The 22409-nt window shown below is 52.0% G+C and carries 19 protein-coding genes; 8 read left to right on the top strand and 11 right to left on the bottom strand.

Annotated features, from left to right (window positions below):
• Positions 1-51 precede the first annotated feature (51 nt).
• Both ACJHX3_RS08080 and fabI read right to left on the bottom strand, forming a co-directional pair.
• Positions 52-1179, bottom strand: a complete 1128-nt coding sequence (locus tag ACJHX3_RS08080) for a carboxymuconolactone decarboxylase family protein (RefSeq protein ID WP_001469240.1) — start codon at positions 1177-1179, stop codon at positions 52-54.
• Between the two features lie 143 nt (positions 1180-1322).
• Complete coding sequence (gene fabI / locus ACJHX3_RS08085) at positions 1323-2111, bottom strand: enoyl-ACP reductase FabI (RefSeq protein ID WP_000506491.1); 789 nt, start codon at positions 2109-2111, stop codon at positions 1323-1325.
• A gap of 477 nt (positions 2112-2588) precedes the next feature.
• Here fabI and ACJHX3_RS08090 point away from each other — a divergent pair, with 477 nt between their 5' ends.
• The 5 genes from ACJHX3_RS08090 (at position 2589) to ACJHX3_RS08110 (ending at position 10081) form a co-directional block, all read left to right on the top strand.
• On the top strand, positions 2589-3155 hold the full coding sequence (locus ACJHX3_RS08090; protein WP_000202113.1) for a TetR/AcrR family transcriptional regulator: 567 nt from the start codon (positions 2589-2591) through the stop codon (positions 3153-3155).
• Positions 3156-3303: 148 nt separating this feature from the next.
• Positions 3304-4425, top strand: coding sequence for an efflux RND transporter periplasmic adaptor subunit (locus tag ACJHX3_RS08095; protein ID WP_000873810.1), 1122 nt, complete (start codon positions 3304-3306; stop codon positions 4423-4425).
• Positions 4425-7532 (top strand): efflux RND transporter permease subunit, encoded by a 3108-nt coding sequence (locus ACJHX3_RS08100; protein ID WP_162861432.1) that lies wholly within the window; start codon positions 4425-4427, stop codon positions 7530-7532. Before ACJHX3_RS08095 ends, ACJHX3_RS08100 begins: the two co-directional genes overlap by 1 nt.
• Positions 7533-7535: 3 nt before the next feature.
• The gene (locus tag ACJHX3_RS08105) at positions 7536-8909 is read left to right on the top strand and encodes an efflux transporter outer membrane subunit (protein ID WP_094308112.1); all 1374 of its coding nucleotides are present in this window, start codon (positions 7536-7538) and stop codon (positions 8907-8909) included.
• Positions 8910-8917: 8 nt separating this feature from the next.
• Entirely contained in the window at positions 8918-10081 is a 1164-nt protein-coding gene (locus tag ACJHX3_RS08110; RefSeq protein ID WP_094308113.1) for a multidrug effflux MFS transporter, read from the top strand.
• Between the two features lie 49 nt (positions 10082-10130).
• Here ACJHX3_RS08110 and sapF read toward each other — a convergent pair whose 3' ends face one another.
• The 9 genes from sapF to puuA all read right to left on the bottom strand — a co-directional run bounded on the left by sapF (position 10131) and on the right by puuA (position 19211).
• Entirely contained in the window at positions 10131-10937 is an 807-nt protein-coding gene (gene sapF, locus ACJHX3_RS08115) for a peptide ABC transporter ATP-binding protein SapF (protein WP_000573407.1), read from the bottom strand.
• Position 10938: 1 nt separating this feature from the next.
• The gene (gene sapD / locus ACJHX3_RS08120; RefSeq protein WP_001128858.1) at positions 10939-11931 is read right to left on the bottom strand and encodes a peptide ABC transporter ATP-binding protein SapD; all 993 of its coding nucleotides are present in this window, start codon (positions 11929-11931) and stop codon (positions 10939-10941) included.
• Entirely contained in the window at positions 11931-12821 is an 891-nt protein-coding gene (gene sapC, locus ACJHX3_RS08125) for a putrescine export ABC transporter permease SapC (protein ID WP_001146160.1), read from the bottom strand. Before sapC ends, sapD begins: the two co-directional genes overlap by 1 nt.
• Positions 12808-13773, bottom strand: a complete 966-nt coding sequence (gene sapB / locus ACJHX3_RS08130) for a putrescine export ABC transporter permease SapB (protein ID WP_000583281.1) — start codon at positions 13771-13773, stop codon at positions 12808-12810. Before sapB ends, sapC begins: the two co-directional genes overlap by 14 nt.
• The gene (sapA, locus tag ACJHX3_RS08135; RefSeq protein ID WP_001250213.1) at positions 13770-15413 is read right to left on the bottom strand and encodes an ABC transporter substrate-binding protein SapA; all 1644 of its coding nucleotides are present in this window, start codon (positions 15411-15413) and stop codon (positions 13770-13772) included. The genes sapB and sapA overlap by 4 nt, the downstream gene beginning before the upstream one ends.
• A 312-nt stretch (positions 15414-15725) precedes the next feature.
• On the bottom strand, positions 15726-15971 hold the full coding sequence (locus ACJHX3_RS08140) for a YmjA family protein (RefSeq protein ID WP_001015099.1): 246 nt from the start codon (positions 15969-15971) through the stop codon (positions 15726-15728).
• 133 nt (positions 15972-16104) lie between these two features.
• Positions 16105-17490 (bottom strand): putrescine/proton symporter PuuP, encoded by a 1386-nt coding sequence (gene puuP, locus ACJHX3_RS08145; protein ID WP_001309476.1) that lies wholly within the window; start codon positions 17488-17490, stop codon positions 16105-16107.
• Positions 17480-17644 (bottom strand): protein YmjE, encoded by a 165-nt coding sequence (locus ACJHX3_RS08150; RefSeq protein WP_120795382.1) that lies wholly within the window; start codon positions 17642-17644, stop codon positions 17480-17482. The genes puuP and ACJHX3_RS08150 overlap by 11 nt, the downstream gene beginning before the upstream one ends.
• A 148-nt stretch (positions 17645-17792) precedes the next feature.
• On the bottom strand, positions 17793-19211 hold the full coding sequence (puuA, locus tag ACJHX3_RS08155) for a glutamate-putrescine ligase (protein WP_001296746.1): 1419 nt from the start codon (positions 19209-19211) through the stop codon (positions 17793-17795).
• Between the two features lie 211 nt (positions 19212-19422).
• Between puuA and puuD the strand changes: the two genes are divergently transcribed.
• The 3 genes from puuD (at position 19423) to puuC (ending at position 22408) form a co-directional block, all read left to right on the top strand.
• Positions 19423-20187 (top strand): gamma-glutamyl-gamma-aminobutyrate hydrolase, encoded by a 765-nt coding sequence (gene puuD / locus ACJHX3_RS08160; RefSeq protein ID WP_024043811.1) that lies wholly within the window; start codon positions 19423-19425, stop codon positions 20185-20187.
• A gap of 26 nt (positions 20188-20213) precedes the next feature.
• Positions 20214-20771: an HTH-type transcriptional regulator PuuR gene (gene puuR, locus ACJHX3_RS08165; protein ID WP_001278727.1), complete on the top strand. Its 558-nt coding sequence runs from the start codon at positions 20214-20216 to the stop codon at positions 20769-20771.
• A gap of 149 nt (positions 20772-20920) precedes the next feature.
• Positions 20921-22408, top strand: a complete 1488-nt coding sequence (puuC, locus tag ACJHX3_RS08170) for an aldehyde dehydrogenase PuuC (RefSeq protein ID WP_001009163.1) — start codon at positions 20921-20923, stop codon at positions 22406-22408.
• The last annotated feature ends 1 nt before the right edge of the window (position 22409 follow it).

The following is a 22409-nucleotide window of genomic DNA, read 5'->3' on the forward strand; positions in this document are numbered from 1 at the left end:
GGCCATTAGAGCGGCTGACAGTTTTACGCGAATCTGTCTGACGCGGCAAGGTTAATATGTCTCACCCAACGCGATTTTTAAGCGATTTATCCAGCCACACAGCCCGCTCCATACCAGCAGATTAATAATCTGCGTTGATGATTTTTCGTGTTCGAGTAATGGGCTGAACTGGGCGGCGCTAAAGCGATCGGGTGCTCGGGTCAGCCATTGTATCGCCTGAACGGTAGCGCGCTCAACAGAATGACGGTCAGCCCATTGGTTAATTTCATTTTCGCCCTTGCGCAGAAGGGGGCTGATTTTTTTATATTCATTCGATGAATTCATACAGGCGGCAAAACAAGCAGGACTGCCATTAATACGCGCGCATAACAACGCCGCAAGCAGGTTACCCGGCTGTGTTTTAACCCGAGTGCTGTTTAACAACATTTCGAGAAGGGAAAGTGAAATAGGGTGGAGAGAGAGTGTTTCGGTCAGTTGGCAAAGTTCTGCAGTCGAACTTTTTGTGTACTCTTCAGGAAGTTTTTCCACCTCATAGCTGCTTCGCCAGCGTATTGATTCATCAGCAAACAGTGACGCGTCGGCGTAGTTTTGTATCTCCAGACCTGGTAACCAGCGTACCGGATGCCCGAGATAAGCCTGAAATGTCGCAATTGTCCGCGCCTGAAAGCCAATAAAACCAATGATTTGGTTAATGATTACACAGTCCCAGGCAGTAAGACCGACGTCATTCAGATGTTGGCGCGATCGGTTGTCGATAATAGAAGGCGAGCTGGCCAGTTGGCGGGCATATTGCGTGATTTGTGCCAACCGATGATTACTTTCCCTGGAGGAATCAGGCCCGGGGAGCGGCGTAAGTCGCGCCGAATAGTAGTTACATAACCGCTGGACGCCGCAAACCTGAGCAACCGTCAGGGCCGTCGACAAGCGTTCATAAGCGTTGAAGGTCTGTGAACGGGTCACGGTAAGCTGGTCAGGGAATAACTCCGCTGCAAGAACACGCGCAGGGTCCAGCCATGAAAGGAAGGGGGCCAGCGTTTTTTCATCAAGGATCACGTCGAGCAGAAAGGGATCGCTAACCTTTGCGGCTTCCGGGACCAGAGGCAGAACGTCATTCTCCGCAGTACTGGATTGCGTTTCATGATACCAGTGGCTTTTGCCGGTGATGTGGCGTTGTTCCATGGGCGCTCCTTGGTCGTAAAGGAAATCGTTATCCTGACGCAAGGCGGGAAGGGGAGAAAGACGGATCGGCGATAACAAATATCAGAAAGGTATAACAGAGATAACGGGCGGCAGAACGCCGCCCATCTTTACCAACAGAACGATTATTTCAGTTCGAGTTCGTTCATTGCAGCAATGCTGAAACCGCCGTCAACGTGGACCACTTCACCGGAGATACCGGCAGAGAGATCGGAGCACAGGAATGCCGCAGAGTTACCCACATCTTCAATAGTAACGGTACGGCGAATCGGGGTAACGGCTTCGCAATGAGCCAGCATTTTGCGGAAGTCTTTGATACCGGAAGCCGCCAGAGTACGGATCGGACCAGCAGAGATGGCGTTAACACGCACACCTTCCGGACCCATCGCGTTCGCCATATAGCGCACGTTTGCTTCCAGAGACGCTTTTGCCAGACCCATAACGTTGTAGTTCGGGATAGCGCGCTCAGCGCCAAGGTAGGAAAGGGTCAGCAGGGCAGAACCCGGATTCAGCATGGAGCGGCAAGCTTTTGCCATTGCAACGAAGCTGTAGGAGCTGATGTCGTGGGCAATTTTGAAGCCTTCACGGGTAACGGCATTAACATAGTCACCATCCAGCTGATCGCCAGGTGCAAAACCAATAGAGTGTACGAAACCGTCAAATTTCGGCCAAACTTTCGCCAGTTCAGCGAACATGGTGTCGATGCTGGTATCTTCTGCAACATCGCACTGCAGAACGATGTCAGAACCCAATTGAGCGGCAAATTCTTCTACGCGGCCTTTCAGTTTGTCGTTCTGGTAGGTGAATGCCAGTTCAGCTCCTTCGCGGTGCATCGCCTGAGCGATACCGTAGGCGATGGACAGTTTGCTGGCAACACCGGTTACCAGAATGCGCTTACCGGAAAGAAAACCCATAGCTTTAATCCTTATTGTTGATGCTTGTTGTGCCTGAAAATCAGGCGATTCGTTGTTTAAATAAACAGTACGAACAGATAAACGGTTATTATAATCAACCTGGCTGTGGGTGGCTATAGTTGCGCTTTCTGTTCCGGAGAGAAGCTGCGGTACAGAGCATTTTGCGTTATCTACTCTTGACGCCTGCAAGGGGGAGGTTGGGGGAATATCTTATAGAATCTGACTATGAAACTATTCGTATTAGCTCCGATAAGTTTGATGATGAAAACAGAACTGGCAACAACAAGTAGCATCCTTTCTGATGAATTGACCCCAACTTAATATTGTCAACTATCTTCACAGAATCTCCACAATCTCTTCATTATCAGAATATGCACCATGAATAAGATAAAAATACTTTCCATTACTTTGGAGAAACGTATAATCAGCAAAAATGAGAACGATCATTCTCACCAAGTGATAGGCCAGGAGACAGAAATGACCAGCAAGCTGGAGATACGCCACAAACAACGTCAGGATGAAATCATTAACGCCGCCCGTCGGTGTTTTCGTCGCTGCGGATTTCATGCCGCCAGTATGTCGCAAATTGCCAGCGAAGCTCAGCTTAGCGTGGGTCAGATATATCGTTACTTCGCCAACAAAGACGCCATTATTGAAGAGATGGTTCGCCGTATCATCGACTTTCGTATTGCCCAAATGGACATTGACGCGCGTACCGATCACTTCCCGGAAGTCCTTGCCTTGCGTAAATCCTTAAATGAGGACGACGACGCGCTGATGCTGGAAGTGGCTGCAGAAGCCACACGCAATCCGCGGGTTATGGCAATGCTTGAAGAAGCTGACGCCAGAATGTTCGCTAACGGTTGTGCACATATGAAAAGAATGCATCCCCATCTTAGCGACGAGCACATTCGTTGCTGCGTTGAAGTGTTTGCTACCATGATGGAAGGTACGGTTTATCGTCGTTTAACACCGCAAAAAAGCGATCCACAACATCTGCAGGAAATATATCAGGATATTGTTAGTATGTTGATAAATAAATAAGAACAGAATTAACCAATAGCGGGGGATATTAATCCCCCATATTTCATTGCGAAATTCATTTCGCGATGCGGGTTCGTTATAACTGAATATCCCTGACATATCCTCATTAATTTTAATGAGGAGGGTATTTCTCACCCTGGAGAAAATAATGAAGTATATAGCAACATCTGTAGTGGCAATGCTGCTCTTATCGGGTTGTGATAATACGCAAAGTAACAATTCATCCCCGTCAGAAACAGAAGTCGGCGTTGTTACAGTCAAATCTCAACCGGTCTCGGTAGTCAGTGAATTAACCGGACGCACCAGTGCTGCGCTCAGTGCCGAAGTACGTCCGCAGGTTGGGGGAATTATCCAGAAACGCTTATTTAAGGAAGGTGATCTGGTCAAGGCTGGACAGCCGCTCTACCAGATTGATGCGGCCAGTTATCAGGCTGCATGGAATGAAGCTCGGGCAGCATTACAACAAGCACAGGCACTGGTAAAAGCCGATTGCCAGAAAGCGCAGCGTTATGCCCGACTGGTGAAAGAGAACGGTGTTTCACAACAGGATGCTGATGATGCTCAGTCTACCTGTGCACAAGATAAAGCCAGTGTAGAGGCGAAAAAAGCCGCACTGGAAACTGCGCGCATTAATCTTGACTGGACCACGGTAACCGCACCGATTTCAGGGCGCATTGGCATTTCGTCGGTAACCCCTGGCGCACTGGTGACCGCGTCGCAAGATACAGCGTTAACGACTATTCGTGGTCTGGATACAATGTATGTCGACCTCACTCGCTCCAGTGTCGATTTATTACGTCTGCGTAAACAGTCACTGGCGACCAACAGTGACACCATGAGCGTCTCACTTATTCTGGAAGATGGCACAACCTACAGCGAAAAAGGGCGTCTGGAACTCACCGAAGTCGCTGTAGATGAGTCTACCGGTTCGGTGACATTACGGGCGATTTTCCCCAATCCACAACAGCAGTTATTACCGGGAATGTTTGTTCGCGCTCGTGTCGATGAAGGCGTGATGGAAGACGCTATTCTCGCGCCGCAACAGGGCGTCACGCGCGATGCTAAAGGCAATGCAACTGCGCTGGTGGTGAATAAAGACAATAAAGTAGAGCAGCGAACGCTCGAAACGGGAGAAACGTATGGTGATAAATGGCTGGTGCTGAACGGCCTGCACAACGGCGACCGACTGATTGTTGAAGGTTCTGCCAAAGTCACTTCAGGGCAGACCGTCAAGGCTGTTGAAGTTCAGGCTAATGGAGGCAACGCCTGATGTTTTCGCGCTTTTTTGTTCGCCGCCCGGTCTTTGCCTGGGTTATCGCCATTTTGATTATGTTGGCGGGGATTCTGGCTATTCGCACATTGCCCGTCGCGCAATATCCTGACGTTGCGCCACCGACCATTAAAATTTCAGCCACTTATACTGGTGCTTCTGCCGAAACGCTGGAGAACAGCGTGACTCAGGTTATCGAGCAACAACTCACTGGGCTTGATAATTTACTCTATTTCAGCTCAACCAGTAGCTCTGATGGTTCGGTCAGTATTAATGTGACCTTTGAACAAGGTACCGATCCAGATACTGCACAGGTTCAGGTGCAGAATAAAATTCAGCAGGCGGAGTCGCGCCTACCCAGCGAAGTGCAGCAAACGGGTGTTACGGTGGAGAAATCACAAAGCAACTTTTTGCTGATTGCTGCCGTGTATGACACCACTGACAAAGCCACCAGTTCGGATATCGCCGACTGGTTGGTTAGTAACGTTCAGGACCCGCTGGCGCGTGTTGAAGGTGTGGGGAGTCTGCAAGTCTTTGGCGCGGAATACGCTATGCGCATCTGGCTTGACCCGGCCAAACTGGCGTCTTACTCGCTAATGCCTTCAGACGTGCAAAGTGCTATTGAAGCGCAAAACGTGCAGGTTACTGCCGGGAAAATAGGGGCATTGCCTTCACCGAATACTCAGCAACTGACCGCAACGGTACGTGCGCAGTCTCGCTTGCAGACGGTGGATCAGTTCAAAAATATTATCGTGAAAAGCCAGTCAGACGGCGCAGTTGTTCGTATAAAAGATGTGGCTCGCGTTGAGATGGGCAGTGAAGATTATACCGCTATCGGCAAACTTAACGGTCACCCGTCTGCCGGGGTTGCTGTAATGCTTTCGCCCGGTGCGAATGCGCTGAATACGGCGACGCTGGTCAAGGATAAGATTGCCGAATTCCAGCGGAACATGCCGCAGGGATACGACATCGCATACCCGAAAGACAGCACTGAATTTATTAAAATCTCTGTAGAGGACGTAATTCAGACGCTGTTTGAAGCCATCGTATTGGTGGTTTGCGTGATGTATTTATTCCTGCAAAACCTGCGTGCCACACTGATTCCGGCGTTAGCTGTCCCCGTCGTTTTGCTGGGCACATTCGGCGTTCTTGCGTTGTTTGGCTATTCGATTAATACCCTGACGTTGTTTGCAATGGTCCTGGCGATCGGCTTGCTGGTGGACGATGCCATTGTGGTGGTGGAGAACGTCGAACGCATTATGCGTGACGAAGGGTTGCCCGCGCGTGAAGCCACGGAAAAATCAATGGGCGAGATTTCTGGCGCACTGGTTGCCATTGCGCTGGTGTTATCAGCCGTATTCCTGCCTATGGCCTTCTTTGGGGGATCTACGGGGGTAATTTATCGTCAGTTTTCGATAACCATTATCTCCGCAATGCTGCTTTCCGTGGTAGTGGCATTGACCTTGACTCCCGCCCTGTGCGGTTCCGTCCTCCAGCATGTTCCGCCACATAAAAAAGGCTTTTTCGGCGCATTTAACCGCTTTTACCGCCGTACTGAAGATAAATATCAGCGAGGCGTAATTTATGTCCTGCGCCGTGCTGCTCGAACGATGGGGCTTTATGTCGTACTGGGTGGTGGAATGGCCCTGATGATGTGGAAACTGCCGGGCAGTTTCTTACCCACTGAAGACCAGGGCGAAATCATGGTGCAGTACACGCTGCCGGCCGGGGCGACCGCTGCCCGTACAGCAGAAGTGAATCGCCAGATTGTTGACTGGTTCCTGATTAATGAGAAAGCAAATACCGATGTTATTTTTACCGTTGATGGTTTCAGTTTTAGCGGCAGCGGACAGAACACCGGGATGGCGTTTGTTTCGTTGAAAAACTGGTCTCAACGTAAAGGGGCAGAAAACACCGCCCAGGCTATCGCCCTACGGGCAACCAAAGAGCTGGGCACAATTCGTGATGCCACGGTATTTGCGATGACGCCGCCAGCCGTTGATGGGCTGGGGCAAAGCAATGGTTTTACGTTTGAATTGTTAGCTAACGGTGGAACCGATCGTGAAACACTGCTGCAAATGCGTAATCAGTTGATAGAAAAAGCGAATCAAAGTCCGGAGTTACATTCTGTACGCGCCAATGATTTGCCACAAATGCCGCAATTGCAGGTAGATATTGATAGCAATAAAGCGGTGTCATTAGGGTTGAGTTTGAATGATGTCACCGACACCCTGTCCAGTGCGTGGGGCGGTACTTATGTGAATGACTTTATTGACCGTGGTCGTGTGAAAAAAGTCTACATTCAGGGCGACAGCGAATTTCGTTCCGCGCCGTCAGACTTAGGTAAATGGTTTGTGCGCGGCAGCGATAACGCCATGACACCATTCTCTGCTTTTGCGACCACCCGCTGGCTGTATGGACCGGAAAGACTGGTGCGCTACAACGGCTCGGCAGCCTATGAAATTCAGGGGGAAAATGCGACTGGCTTTAGTTCCGGCGATGCAATGACAAAAATGGAGGAACTGGCAAACAGTCTTCCTGCGGGAACAACCTGGGCCTGGAGTGGTTTGTCATTGCAGGAGAAACTGGCCAGCGGTCAGGCATTGAGTCTGTATGCAGTTTCTATTCTGGTGGTTTTCCTCTGCCTTGCAGCACTGTACGAAAGCTGGTCAGTCCCGTTCTCGGTCATTCTGGTGATCCCTCTGGGGCTTCTTGGCGCGGCGCTGGCGGCCTGGATGCGTGATTTAAACAACGATGTTTACTTCCAGGTGGCGCTATTAACCACTATCGGCTTGTCGTCGAAAAACGCCATTCTGATTGTGGAATTTGCTGAAGCGGCGGTTGCAGAGGGCTATTCCTTGAGTCGTGCGGCATTACGCGCGGCGCAGACTCGTTTACGCCCAATCATCATGACCTCGCTGGCGTTTATTGCGGGGGTAATGCCGCTGGCGATAGCAACCGGCGCAGGGGCGAACAGCCGCATCGCCATTGGTACGGGCATTATTGGCGGCACGCTGACCGCTACATTACTGGCCATTTTCTTCGTTCCTCTGTTTTTTATACTGGTGAAACGTTTGTTTGCCGGTAAACCGCGCCGTCAGGAGTAAGTTATGTTGCGTCGTTCTCTTATTTTTCTGGTGTTGTTGAGTGCGGGATGTGTCTCGCTCGATCCTCACTACAGTACGCCTGAATCCCCAATCCCGGCGACCTTGCCGGGAGCACAGGGCCAGGGAAAGGCAATCAGCCATGACTGGCAGCAGGTGATCCACGATCCCCGATTGCAGCAGGTGGTGACTATTGCACTGAACAGTAACCGCGATGTGCAAAAAGCGATTGCTGATATTGACTCAGCACGGGCGCTCTATGGGCAAACTAATGCGTCGTTATTCCCGACGGTGAATGCGGCCTTAAGTTCGACCCGCAGTCGTTCGCTGGCGAATGGTACGGAAACCACTGCCGAGGCTGACGGCACGGTGTCCAGTTTTACGTTAGATCTGTTTGGTCGTAATCAGAGTTTATCTCGGGCGGCGCGAGAAACCTGGCTTGCCAGTGAATTTACAGCCCAGAACACCCGTTTAACGCTGATTGCTGAAATCAGCACCGCTTGGCTGACACTGGCGGCCGATAACAGCAACCTGGCCCTGGCAAAAGAAACGATGGCCAGTGCAGAAAACTCATTGAAAATTATCCAGCGCCAGCAACAGGTTGGCACTGCGGCAGCGACAGATGTCAGTGAGGCGATGAGTGTTTATCAGCAAGCACGCGCCAGCGTTGCCAGCTATCAGACACAAGTGATGCAGGATAAAAATGCGCTGAACTTACTGGCAGGTACAACGCTTGAGGAAAATTTGCTACCGGGAACACTGGAAAGCCTGCCGGAACAGATGATAAGTCTGGTTCCTGCGGGAGTGTCATCTGACGTTCTGCTGCGTCGTCCGGATATCCAGGAAGCGGAACATAATTTGAAGAGCGCCAATGCCGATATTGGCGCGGCGCGGGCTAACTTTTTTCCGACGATTTCGCTGACTGCCAGCGCTGGTGTTGGCAGTGACGCATTGTCGTCGTTGTTCAGCCACGGAATGCAGATCTGGTCATTTACGCCATCGGTCACATTACCGCTGTTCACTGGCGGAAGTAATCTGGCGCAGCTTCGTTACGCAGAAGCACAAAAGCGTGGACTCATTGCCACCTATGAAAAAACCGTTCAGAGCGCATTTAAAGATGTCGCTAACGCACTGGCGCGGCGGACCACGCTTGAAGAGCAACTGGATGCACAGCGCCAGTCTGTTAAAGCTGAGCAACAAACGGTCGATGTTGGCTTGCGTCGCTATCAGGCGGGTGTTGGTGATTACCTGACCGTGTTGACGGCGCAGCGCAGCTTGTGGAGCGCACAGCAGGCGCTGCTGGCACTGCAACTGACTGATTTTACAAACCGAATCACGCTCTGGCAGTCGCTGGGCGGCGGCATGTCATCACTCAAGTAAGGAATAATATGGCTAGAGTCTCTCTTTCATGGGCATTGATTCTTGGTCTTTTAGCCGGTATCGGCCCGATGTGTACCGATCTTTATTTGCCGGCTTTGCCGGATATGTCTGAGCAACTGGCGGCAACCACGACCATAACGCAATTAACCCTGACCGCATCGCTGATCGGTCTTGGCGTCGGACAACTGTTATTTGGCCCTCTGAGCGACAAATTAGGGCGTAAACGTCCGTTAATCTTGTCGTTGCTATTGTTTATTGTTTCTTCCATTTTGTGCGCGACAACGAACAATATTTACTGGCTGGTGGTCTGGCGTTTTATTCAAGGGATCGCGGGGGCGGGTGGTTCGGTGCTCTCTCGTTCTATTGCTCGTGACAAATATCAGGGAGTAACGTTGACCCAGTTTTTTGCGCTGTTAATGACGGTGAATGGCCTGGCACCGGTGTTGTCGCCAGTGCTGGGCGGGTACATTGTCAGCACTTTTGACTGGCGCACTTTATTCTGGGTAATGGCTGAAATTAGCACCGTACTGTTGCTGGGCTGCCTGTTATTTATTAATGAGACCTTGCCAGAAAATAAAAGGGGCTCATCATTGCTATTAACCGGACGAAGCGTGGTGCAGAACCGCCGTTTTATGCGCTTTTGCCTGATTCAAAGTTTTATGCTGGCCGGTTTGTTTGCATATATCGGCTCTTCGTCGTTCGTGTTGCAGAAGGAATTTGGCTTTAGTCCAATGCAATTTAGCCTGGTGTTTGGCCTTAACGGCATCGGACTTATCATTGCTTCATGGATCTTCTCGCGCCTGGCGCGACGGATTAACGCGATGACATTGTTGCGAGGTGGCCTGATAGCGGCAATTTTGTGTGCAATGCTCACGGTCTTATGCGCATGGATACAATTGCCCATTCCGGCACTGGTGGCATTATTTTTCACCATCGCATTTTGTAGCGGCATCGGCACTGTTGGCGGGGCAGAGGCTATGAGTGCAGTAGGGACGCAGGAATCTGGAACGGCGTCTGCGTTGATGGGGATGAGCATGTTTGTCTTCGGCGGTATAGCCGCGCCATTGTCGGGAATTGGCGGAGAAACACTGTTAAAAATGAGTCTGGCAATTACGGTGTGTTATACGCTGGCATTGCTGGTTGCTCTCACCAGAATCGACAATCAAAAGTAATGAACACCTCATCCTGAGGGGGGCCCCTGTCAGGATGAGGCGCAAAACACTAACGGTCCTTACGCCACGCATCTGCCGTCAATGCCTCGCCAAAATGACCGGCGATCAGCCGTTTGGTGAGTTCATGCAGCGGCGATGCCAGCACATCGGCGGTGCTGCCTCGCTCGACAACCTCGCCCTGATGCATCACCAGCACCTGGTCGCTAATGTGCTTCATCATTCCGATATGCTGGGTAACATAAATATACGAAATGCCCTGTTTTTCCTGTAACTCAAGCATCAGATTAATCAACTGCGAACGCATCGACATATCCAGTGAGGCGAGGGCTTCATCGGCAATAATGACTTTTGGGCGCAATATCAGCGCGCGCGCCAGCCCCAGACGCTGTTTTTGCCCGGGTGCCAACATATGCGGATAGTAACTGACGTGATCCGGTAGCAGCCCAACCATACGCATCGTTTCAATAATCTGTTTGCGACGCTGTTCAGGTTCCAGATCGGTGTTCAGACGCAGTGGAAAATCCAGAATTTGCGAGATACGTTGACGGGGATTCAACGAGGTCGAAGGATCCTGAAAAATCATGCGAATACGCTGACTGCGGAAGGAATAATCGCCAAAATGCAGCGGATGATCGTCAATCAATAACTCGCCGCTGGTAGGTTCTATCATTCCCGCCAGCATTTTTGCCAGCGTGGATTTACCAGAACCATTCTCGCCAATGATCGCCAGTGTCTGGCCTTCACGTAGCGTAAAGCTCAAGGGTTTTACCGCTTCTACGGTCTGACGACGAAACCAGCCGGTCCGGTAGCGGAACGTTTTACTTAAATTACGCACTTCAAGCAACGTTTCGATCATCTCACTCTTTCTCCATGTTCAGCGGGAAATGACAGGCATAGAGATGATTTTTCGCCCCCGTCAAACGTGGCGTCACAATGCATTCTCGTTGTGCATACGGGCAACGCGGCCCCAGACGACACCCAATCGGTAACTGTTCCAGCAGTGGGATAGCGCCGGGCAGCGTATTGAGGCGACTTTTATGCGGCATCGCGCTGCCGAAGTCTGGTATCGCGCGGATCAGCGCCTGGGTATAAGGATGATGTGGCATTGTCACCAACTCCTTACTTGGCGCGGTTTCCACCGTTTGACCGCAGTAAAGCACGTTAATTTTATCCGCCCATTGGCTAAGCATTTGTAAGTCATGGCTGATAAGCAAAATAGTGGTATTGCTGTTTTGGTTGAGACGCGTCAGCAGGCGAAAGATTTGCGCCTGGGTTGTTGGCTCCATTGAGTTTGTCGGTTCGTCAGCAATCAGCAGACGCGGTTGATTCGCCAGTGCAATGGCTATCATCACTTTCTGACATTCACCTTCGGTCAACTCATAGGGAAAACTGCGCATCGCATCTTTGTGATCTTTAATCCCCACGCGGTGCAGCAGTTCAATGGCACGGCGTTTGCGCCAGCCAAAACGCTGCCACCAACGGCCTTTATAGGTCCAGGCTGGGATGTTTTGCATCAACTGGCGACCCACACGTTCTGAAGGGTCAAGACACGACTGCGGTTCCTGGAAAATCATCGACACGTTGTGACCAACCAGCTTGCGCCGTTCGCGTGCGGAGAGACGCAGCAAATCGATATCATCAAAACGCATACGGTCAGCAGTAACACGCCAGTTATCTTTATTCACCCCACAAATCGCTTTCGCAATCAAACTTTTGCCGGAACCGGATTCACCAACAAGACCGCGGATTTCACCTTCGGTTAAGGTCATACTTACGCGGTCGACGGCTTTAACCCACTCATCACCGGTTTTAAATTCAATGGTCAGGTTACGAATATCGAGTAATGGCATTATTCCACCCCCGCAATAATTGCACGACGGACACCGTCGCCAAGGAGGTTAATCAACAGCACGCTAATCATAATTGCCGCACCTGGCAGCATGACAGTCCACGGGGCGACATAAATCAGTTCCAGCGCATCACCGAGCATCGCTCCCCATTCAGGCGAGGGGAGTTGCGCGCCGAGATCGAGAAAGCCCAGCGCGGCGATATCGAGAATTGCCATCGACAGTGCGCGGGTGATCTCGGTGACCAGCCCGGCGGTGATGTTTGGCATCACAGCAAACCAGAGAATATTCAGCGTTGATGCGCCATCCAGACGGGCGGCGATGACGTACTCTTTTTCCAGTTCGTCATGCACCATGCTGTAAATCGAACGTACCATACGCGGCAGTAGCGCCAGCCAGACGGCAAACATGGCGTGAGACAAACTCGGTCCGGCAAACGCTACAACGATAATTGCCAGCAGCAGGGAAGGGATCGCCAGTAAGGTATCCAGAATATGGTTAAGCACCGCTGAGCGTAGGCCGTGCGTCGCCCCGGCGAAGGTGCCCAGTATCAGGCCGCAGATCGTCGCGGCAAGCGTCACCACAAATGCGCCGCCTACGGTTGGCGCAGCTCCGCTCAGTAAACGGCTTAAAACATCGCGTCCGAGGTCGTCAGTCCCAAGGAAGAAAGAAACTTCGCCATAGCGCGACCATGACGGCGGCAATAATTGATAACCGAGAAATTGCTGATCGATGCCGTAAGGCGCAAACCAGCCGCCAAAAATACACAGTACAGCCAGCCCCGCGCAGCCGTACAGGCCGACCATCGCAGAGGCGTCACTATAAAATTTGCGCCAGGCGGTACGCAGCGTGCCCGGCGGGCGCTTTTCGCTGTATACGCTATCGTAAGGCATACCATTCCTTATGTTTCAGAGGGTTAGCCATGGCACCCAAAATATCAGAAATCACGTTAACAATAATGACCAGTGAACCACACACCATCACTCCGGCGGAAATGGCTGCGTAATCCTGCTGGCGGATGGCGTTAATTAACCAGCGGCCTAAACCCGGCCAGCTAAAAACCATTTCGGTGATCATCGCCAGCGTCAGCATGGTAGAAAACTGTAAGCCCAGGCGAGGAATAACCGGAGGTAACGCGTTATGCAGAACGTGGCGACGCAAAATAGTAAAGCGCGACAAACCGCGGGTCGCCGCTGCTTTAACATAGTTCTGGTCATACACTTCGATAGTGCTGATACGCATCAGTCGGATCACTTCAGTTGTTGGCGCAACCGACAGGGTGATCACGGGCAATATCATATGGCGGATTGCGCTCATGACCATTTCATCCCGCCATGGTGAGTCCGAAAGCCAGGCATCAATCAACGCAAAACCGGTAATCGGTTTCACTTCGTAGAGCAGATCGAAACGCCCTGAAACGGGCAACCAACCTAGCGTGAGTGAACAAAACAGCGTCAACAGAAGCGCCAGCCAGAACACCGGGATTGAAAAGCCCAGTAAGGCGATGGCGTTGATCAAGTTATCCTGCCACTTATGGCGCGTAATCCCGGCAATCATCCCCACGGGGATGCCAACAATCAGCGCAAAACCGAAGGCGAGGATGCACAGTTCCATCGTCGCCGGGAAGACCTCTTTTAACTGTTCGGCAATCGGTTGACCGTTAATGCTGGAAACACCAAAATCCCAGTGGATCAGGCCATTAAACCAGAACACCCAGGCATTCCACAGTGACGCGCCTTGTAACGGCGCGTGTGGAGTGAAATAGCTCAAGCTGAAGCCAACGAAGGTCAGCAGGAACAAGGTGACAATCAATAACAAAATGCGGCGTAAGGTGAAGATAATCATGGTTTTTTCACCTCATCCTGTTTCTCGCGATACACCCCAGCAAAGGAGGCGTTACCAAACGGGCTAAGTACCAGACCTTTGATATCGTACCGATAGGCCTGCAAACGCAATGACGACGCCAGCGGCAAAATGGGCAATTCCTGCGCCAGAATACTCTGCGCTTCGTCATAGGCTTCGATGCGCGCCGCCAGTTGCTGCGAGGAGAGCGCCTTACGCAATACGCTGTCGAATTTCGGATCGCACCAGTGGGCGAGGTTGGTCTGCGAATGAATTGCCGCGCAGCTCAGTAACGGACGGAAGAAACTGTCCGGGTCGTTACTGTCCGTCGCCCAACCGGATAACGTCAGGTCATGGCTCATATCCATCAACCGCGCCTCCTGAAAACGACCTTCTACCGGCACAATCACCACTTTTACGCCAACCTGTGCCATATCCGCCTGAATCAGTTCGGCGGTTTTCAGTGGACTGGGGTTCCACGCCTGCGAACGTGTGGGCACCCACAGTTTCAGCGTTAAGTTTTCCAGCCCCAACGCCTTCAACTGTTCGCGCGATTTTGCCGGATTGTATTCAGTAATTTTAGCCTCGTTGTCATAGGCCCACGAGGCTCGCGGTAAAATAGAGGCCGCCGTTTCAGCCGTACCATAATAGATGGATTGCATCAGACGCTGGTTATTGATCGCCAGTGCCAGCGCATGGCGGACAGCGGGATTATTTAGCGGCGGTTTAGCGGTGTTAAATGCCAGATAGGCGACATTCATCCCTGGACGCAGCGTTAAACGCAAGCGTGGGTCGTCACGCAAAATGGATAGCTGACTGGCAGCAGGCCAGGCCAGAACGTCGCACTCTCCGGTCAGGAGTTTCGACAGACGTCCGGTACCGCCGGAGCCTAAATCCACCACCACCTGCGGCATTAACGGTTTGCCGCGCCAGAAGTCATCATGACGTTGTAGGCGAATAAATTGCCCGGCGCGGTATTCCGACAACTGATACGGTCCAGTGCCGACCGGCTGACGGTCGAGTTGTTCCTGACGATCTTCTTTCTCTAACTTCCGGGCATATTCTGCCGACATGACCGATGCATAATGGGTCGCCAGGTGCCACAAAAAAGAAGCATCCGGCTGGGCGAGTCGGAACTCAACCGTATGATTATCCAGTTTGCGGACGCTTTTCACGTTATCGGCAAATTGCAGGCTGTCGAAGTAGGGGAAGTTGCTGCCGTTGACGTTATGCCACGGGTTGTTGCGGTCAAAAATTCGCTGGAAGGTAAACACCACATCGTCGGCATTCATTTTACGAGTGGGAGTAAACCAGTCGGTTTTTTGAAACGGAACATCGCGACGCAGGTGGAAGCGATAGGTCGCGCCGTTATCGAGAACTTCCCAGCTTTCGGCAAGTTCCGGCATCAGGCGATAGGTATAGGGATCGACATCCAGCAGTCGATCATAAAACTGGGCGGCAAGGGTATCGACAATTAACCCACTGCTCGCTTTGGATGGGTTAAAGGTGTTGACTTGCCCGCTGACGCAATAGACAAAACCGCTGTCGCGGATATCTGCATGCGGGGGGGATTCAGGCGCGGCGATTGCCTGACCACTCACAAGTCCAGCAATCACCAAAAGAGACGATAATACCTGGCGCATAATATTAAGGGATTTTATGTAAAGAGGCTATCTTACTAATATTTAATGACATTTGCCATTACCGTTTGTGTTCAGGGGTCGTAATGAGGGCCGTGTGGTTGGTCGTTGAACAGGTGACGTCGCCATCTGTTCAACATTCGTACCCGTGATTTCTCTATAACTATAACTCACAGAACAACTTAGCGAGGAGCAGAGCGGTACGATCGTGAGAAACCCATTAAAGCACGCTGCAGTGCGTGTCATTTTTAGCCGGATGCGGCGTGAACGCTTTATCCGGGCAACGATACTGACCGAGCGTCTGCAATGAAATAATTACTCATTACCCCATTGATTCAAAAACTCTGCGATCTCATCAATGCGTACGGGATTAATCCCCGCTTCAGCAGCCATTTCATGTTGGGCTTCTTCGCTGATCTCTTCATTGTTCATCAAACGGGTGAGCAGTAACTGGAAGTAGTGGGCCAGCGGTGTGCGTTCAGCGTCGGCGACAGGCTCTGCGCATTCGGTCGCGTACTCATCGGCAATATCAAAATATTTTAGCGGGATATCGTGGTTCATTATTTGCCCCTGGGGTTAATGCGCTAAGCATAAGGGCGGATGATAGCACTCGTGATCCGGGTCATACATCTTTTTATAGTTAATGGCGCGGCGCATTACCCTCAGGCAGGATAATGCGCCGCGCATCCGACTATTACGTTTCGCTCACCGGCGTTCTGTCACCATCATACAACGGCACTTTGCGATAGCGGCGGATCAGATACCACAAATATGCGCCGCCTAACGAAGCCCATACCAGACCGAGTGTCAGTGACGTTGACTCGAGGTTAACCCACAGCACACCCACCGTCAGCGCGCCAACCAGCGGCATCAGCAAATAGTGAAAGTGATCCTTCCAGCTTTTATTCATTCCTTTACGCCGCCAGAAATGATTAAACACCGACAGGTTAACGAAGGTAAACGCCACCAGAGCACCGAAGTTAATCAATGCTGTCGCGGTGACTAAATCAAAGAACAGCGCCGACAGCGCAACAATCCCGACCATAATGACGTTCAGTGCCGGAGTCCGCCATTTTGGGTGCACATAGCCAAACACGCGCTCCGGAAACACATTGTCACGCCCCATCACATACAGCAGACGCGACACGCTGGCGTGCGACGCCAGGCCAGACGCTAACGTGTTCACAAACGTGGTGCAGAGGAAAATCGACTGGAAGAGCTTGCCGCCGACGTACAGCGCAATTTCAGGCAGTGCGGCGTCCGGGTCTTTAAAGCGGCTGATATCGGGAAAGAACAGCTGCATAAAGAACGACGCAGCGATAAAGATAACGCCGCCGTATACCGCCGTCAGGAAGATGGCTTTCGGGATCACGCGTGCGGCGTCCGGCGTCTCTTCCGAAAGCGTGGTCACCGCATCGAAACCGAGGAAGGAGAAACAGACAATCGTCGCCCCGGTAATAATCGGGATCAGGTGCGCGTTCTCGCTGATAAACGGCTGAAGTGACCAGACGGTGCCAACGCCTTCTCCTTTATGCAGTCCCTGAACCACCAGGAAGATAAACACCACCATGATGGAGATTTGCACCAGTACAAACAGGGTATTGAAGTTAGCGACCAGGTTGACGCTCTTCAGATTCGCGGCGGTTAAAATGGCGACGAAGGTTACCACCCACACCCACGGCGGCACTTCCGGGAAGAGGGCGGAGAGATAGATTTTCGCCAACAAAACGTTGATCATTGGCAAAAAGAGATAATCCAGCAGTGATGACCAGCCGACCATAAATCCGACGTGCGGGTTAATCGACTTTTGCGCGTAGGTATAGGCCGAACCGGCCTCCGGAAACTGGCGAACCAGTTTGCCGTAGCTGATAGCGGTAAACAGCACGCCCGCCAGCGCCAGCAAATAGGACGCCGGAACGTGACCGTCGCTAATGCCGGAGACAATACCAAAAGTATCAAATACGGTCATCGGCGTGAGATAGGCCAGACCCATCATCACCACCTGCCACAATTTCAGTGATTTTCGCAGACGGGTTTTGCCAGATTGCGCAGCAATAGTCAGTGGTGAATTAATAGCCATAGTTGCTGCCTCCCCTGCGTAATAAGGTTTGCGGTCGTGTCGACCTGAAATCAAACCTGTTTAGCAAGGGAAGCAAAGGGGGCGGAGTCCAGTCAGTCGCAGGAGGGGCGCATACGCAGCCTCCCTCGCCATGCGGGGATTTAATCATCGGCATCATCTCATTTCCTCGTCACAGTCTTAATCGTTAACGGAAGCCCGTTGCCGCCTGCGCTCCATAACGCGACATCCGGAAAATGTCTGGATTACCAGCAAATGTCAGGCCTGGCTCCGCTCAGGCCGATGAAACAACCCCGCAAGGGGTATTACGCGTTTTTCAACATCCACTCAATTTCTGTTTCTGTGATGAGGCGCTCAAACTGCAACAGCTCATCATTTTTACAGGCGTGATAGACATGGCAAAACCGTTCGCCTAAATAGCGGCGCAGGTGATCATTCTCGATAAACTCACCCAGGGCATCGCTCTGGCGAATCGGGAAGGGTAAGCCTTCCTGTTCCAGCCCGTTACCTTCGACTTCTTCCTGTAATGGCAGTTCGTTATCAAGGCCATGCAAAATACCGGCAAAAATCGCCGCCATCACCAGATACGGGTTGGCATCGGCACCCGCCACGCGATATTCCACGCGGTGATTATGGCGATCGCCGCAGGGAATACGCAGGGCAACGGTGCGGTTGTTATGGCCCCACGACGCCTGCGTCGGCACATACATTCCCGGCTGGAAGCGGCGATACGAGTTCACGTTTGGTGCCAGCAACGCCATTGATGACGGCATCAGGTCAATCATCCCGGCGAGCATCTTTTTCAGCAGCGGCGAATCTTCGCCTTCCGCGTCAGAAAGCACGTTCTCGCCACGATTATTTTGCATACTGATATGGATATGCATCCCGCTGCCCGCGTGCTCTTCATACGGCTTCGCCATAAAAGTGGCGTGCATCTTATGCTTTTCTGCCATCAGACGCACCAGGCGTTTTAGTGCCAGCGCATCATCGCAAGCTTCCAGCACGTTATCGGTATGGTAAAGATTGATTTCAAACTGACCTGGCGAGGCCTCGGCGACCGCGCCATCTGCCGGAATCAGCTGTAACTGCGCCAGCTCATCAATATCATTGAGCACGTCGGCGAAGTGGTTGAGGTTATCAACGGAGTAAACCTGGCTTTGTGTATTGCGGTCATCGGTGCCGGGCGCGCAGGGCGGTTGCAGATACCCTTCAGCGTCGCGCTGGCGATCCAGTAAATAGAACTCCAGCTCTACCGCTACGACAGGGAACAATCCGCGCTGGCGCAGCTGCTGCCACAGGCGGTTAAGAACGTTCCGCGGCTCAACGTCAAAGGGAGCGCCATCTTCATCGACCATGGTCAGAAGCATCTGACCGATAAACTCTGGATCGGCGGCAGAAGGAGTTAAGGAACCGAGAACAGGAACACAGGTACGATCCGGCTCGCCCATTTCCTGACCCAGACCTGCTTCTTCTACTACGTTGCCCAGAATATCCATTGCAAATACCGAGGCCGGGAAATAACACCCTTTCTCGAGCTTCTTCAGGCTTGAAACAGGAATACGCTTTCCACGGAAGCAACCATTTAAATCGGTAAGTAAAACATCAACATATTGTGTATTCGGGTAGCGCTCCAGGTAGCGTTTCACTTCCTGCGTAAAGGCGCTACCCCGCCTCTCTTCTGACTGCTGAACAAAGTTCTCTACTTCAACGATATTGGTTTCCATGATTCTTCGCCTTTGGTTTGTTTTCCGCTCGTTATCAAAGCGTAAAATATAATGACCACTATTCGAATCTGTATGCAAACTAAATGTTTGTCAAATGTTAAATTGAGTTTGCAAAAATGAAAACCCACTGCTAGATTGAAAAAATATTGAACATAAAGGTCATTTAAAGCGCAGTAATGGCGATAATTTAGTCCACTTTGTGAGATTGAGCATGGAAAATATAATGAACAATCCGGTTGTCGGTGTCGTAATGTGCAGGAACAGGCTTAAGGGTCATGCGACCCAGACTCTGCAAGAAAAGTACCTGAATGCCATCATCCACGCAGGCGGCTTGCCAATTGCGCTACCACATGCGCTGGCGGAACCGTCGTTACTTGAACAACTTTTGCCGAAACTCGATGGTATTTATCTTCCTGGTAGTCCCAGCAATGTGCAGCCGCACCTATATGGTGAAAACGGCGATGAGCCTGACGCCGATCCCGGGCGTGATCTTCTGAGCATGGCGTTAATTAATGCCGCACTCGAAAGGCGCATCCCCATTTTCGCCATCTGCCGGGGTTTACAGGAACTGGTGGTGGCAACCGGTGGTTCGTTGCATCGCAAGCTGTGCGAACAGCCTGAATTGCTGGAACATCGGGAAGATCCCGAACTGCCGGTGGAGCAGCAATATGCGCCGTCGCATGAAGTTTTGGTTGAAGAGGGGGGATTACTGTCTGCGTTGTTACCTGAATGTAGCAACTTTTGGGTAAACTCTCTGCATGGACAAGGGGCGAAGGTCGTTAGCCCACGGTTGCGTGTTGAAGCTCGCTCGCCGGATGGCTTAGTTGAGGCGGTTAGCGTCATCAATCATCCTTTTGCGCTGGGCGTACAGTGGCACCCGGAATGGAACAGTAGCGAGTACGCGCTTTCGCGTATATTGTTCGAGGGCTTTATCACCGCTTGTCAGCACCATATCGCTGAAAAACAGCGACTCTGACCACTACAGTTTAAGGAAATGCAAATATGAGTGATGAGGGACTGGCGCCAGGAAAACGCTTGTCGGAAATCCGCCAGCAGCAGGGGCTTTCACAACGTCGTGCCGCCGAACTCTCCGGGCTGACTCACAGTGCTATCAGTACGATAGAACAAGATAAAGTCAGCCCTGCCATCAGTACGCTGCAAAAGCTGCTGAAGGTGTATGGTCTGTCACTCTCGGAATTCTTTTCCGAGCCGGAAAAACCTGATGAGCCGCAGGTCGTCATTAATCAGGACGACTTAATTGAGATGGGCAGTCAGGGTGTGTCAATGAAGCTGGTTCATAACGGTAACCCGAATCGCACGCTGGCGATGATCTTTGAAACTTACCAGCCGGGCACAACCACTGGGGAAAGAATTAAGCATCAGGGTGAGGAAATAGGCACTGTACTGGAAGGTGAAATTGTTCTGACGATTAATGGTCAGGATTACCACCTCGTCGCGGGGCAAAGTTATGCCATTAATACCGGCATCCCGCACAGTTTCAGTAATACGTCGGCAGGTATTTGCCGAATTATCAGCGCCCATACGCCCACCACGTTTTAATCTTTTTGTTCTGTAAGCCGGGTAAGCGCAATGCGCCCGGCAATCCATAAAGAATGTCGCCAGAAATAAACGGGCATGCGGCCCGGGGATCTCTGCGCCCTGACGTTCACAAACTGCATATATCTGATAGACGTGAAACAGGAGTCATAATGAATTTTCATCATCTGGCTTACTGGCAGGATAAAGCGTTAAGTCTCGCCATTGAAACCCGCTTATTTATTAACGGTGAATATACTGCTGCGGCGGAAAATGAAACTTTTGAAACCGTTGATCCGGTCACCCAGGCACCGCTGGCGAATATTGCCCGCGGCAAGAGCGTCGATATTGACCGTGCGGTGAGCGCAGCACGCGGCGTGTTTGAACGTGGCGACTGGTCACTCTCTTCTCCGGCTAAGCGTAAAGCGGTGCTGAATAAACTCGCCGATTTAATGGAAGCTAACGCTGAAGAACTGGCGCTGCTGGAAACGCTTGACACCGGCAAACCGATTCGTCACAGCCTGCGTGATGATATTCCCGGCGCGGCGCGCGCCATTCGCTGGTACGCCGAGGCTATCGACAAAGTGTATGGCGAAGTGGCGACCACCAGTAGCCATGAGCTGGCGATGATCGTGCGTGAACCGGTCGGCGTGATTGCCGCCATCGTGCCGTGGAACTTCCCGCTGCTGCTGACTTGCTGGAAACTCGGCCCGGCGCTGGCGGCGGGAAACAGCGTGATCCTAAAACCGTCTGAAAAATCACCGCTCAGTGCGATTCGTCTCGCGGGGCTGGCGAAAGAAGCGGGGCTGCCGGATGGTGTGTTGAACGTGGTGACGGGTTTTGGTCATGAAGCCGGGCAGGCGCTTTCGCGCCATAACGATATCGATGCCATTGCCTTTACTGGCTCAACCCGCACCGGGAAACAGCTGCTGAAGGACGCGGGCGACAGCAACATGAAACGCGTCTGGCTGGAGGCGGGCGGCAAAAGCGCCAACATCGTTTTCGCCGACTGCCCGAATTTGCAACAGGCGGCAAGCGCCACCGCCGCAGGCATTTTCTACAACCAGGGCCAGGTATGCATCGCCGGAACGCGTTTGTTGCTGGAAGAGAGCATCGCCGATGAATTCTTAGCCCTGTTAAAACAGCAGGCGCAAAACTGGCAGCCGGGCCATCCACTTGATCCCGCAACCACCATGGGCACCTTAATCGACTGCGCCCACGCCGACTCGGTGCATAGCTTTATTCGTGAAGGCGAAGGCAAAGGGCAACTGCTGCTGGATGGCCGTAACGCCGAGCTGGCTGCCGCCATCGGCCCGACGATCTTTGTAGACGTAGACCCGAATGCGTCCTTAAGCCGCGAAGAGATTTTCGGCCCGGTGTTGGTGGTCACGCGTTTCACATCAGAAGATCAGGCGCTTCAGCTTGCTAACGACAGCCAGTACGGCCTCGGCGCGGCGGTATGGACGCGCGACCTCTCCCGCGCGCACCGCATGAGCCGTCGCCTGAAAGCCGGTTCCGTCTTTGTCAATAACTACAACGACGGCGATATGACCGTGCCGTTTGGCGGCTATAAGCAGAGCGGCAACGGTCGCGACAAATCCCTGCACGCCCTTGAAAAATTCACTGAACTGAAAACTATCTGGATAAGCCTGGAGGCCTGAA

The organism is Escherichia sp. WS1265, from assembly GCF_046487585.1.
Classification (GTDB): Bacteria; Pseudomonadota; Gammaproteobacteria; order Enterobacterales; family Enterobacteriaceae; genus Escherichia; species Escherichia coli.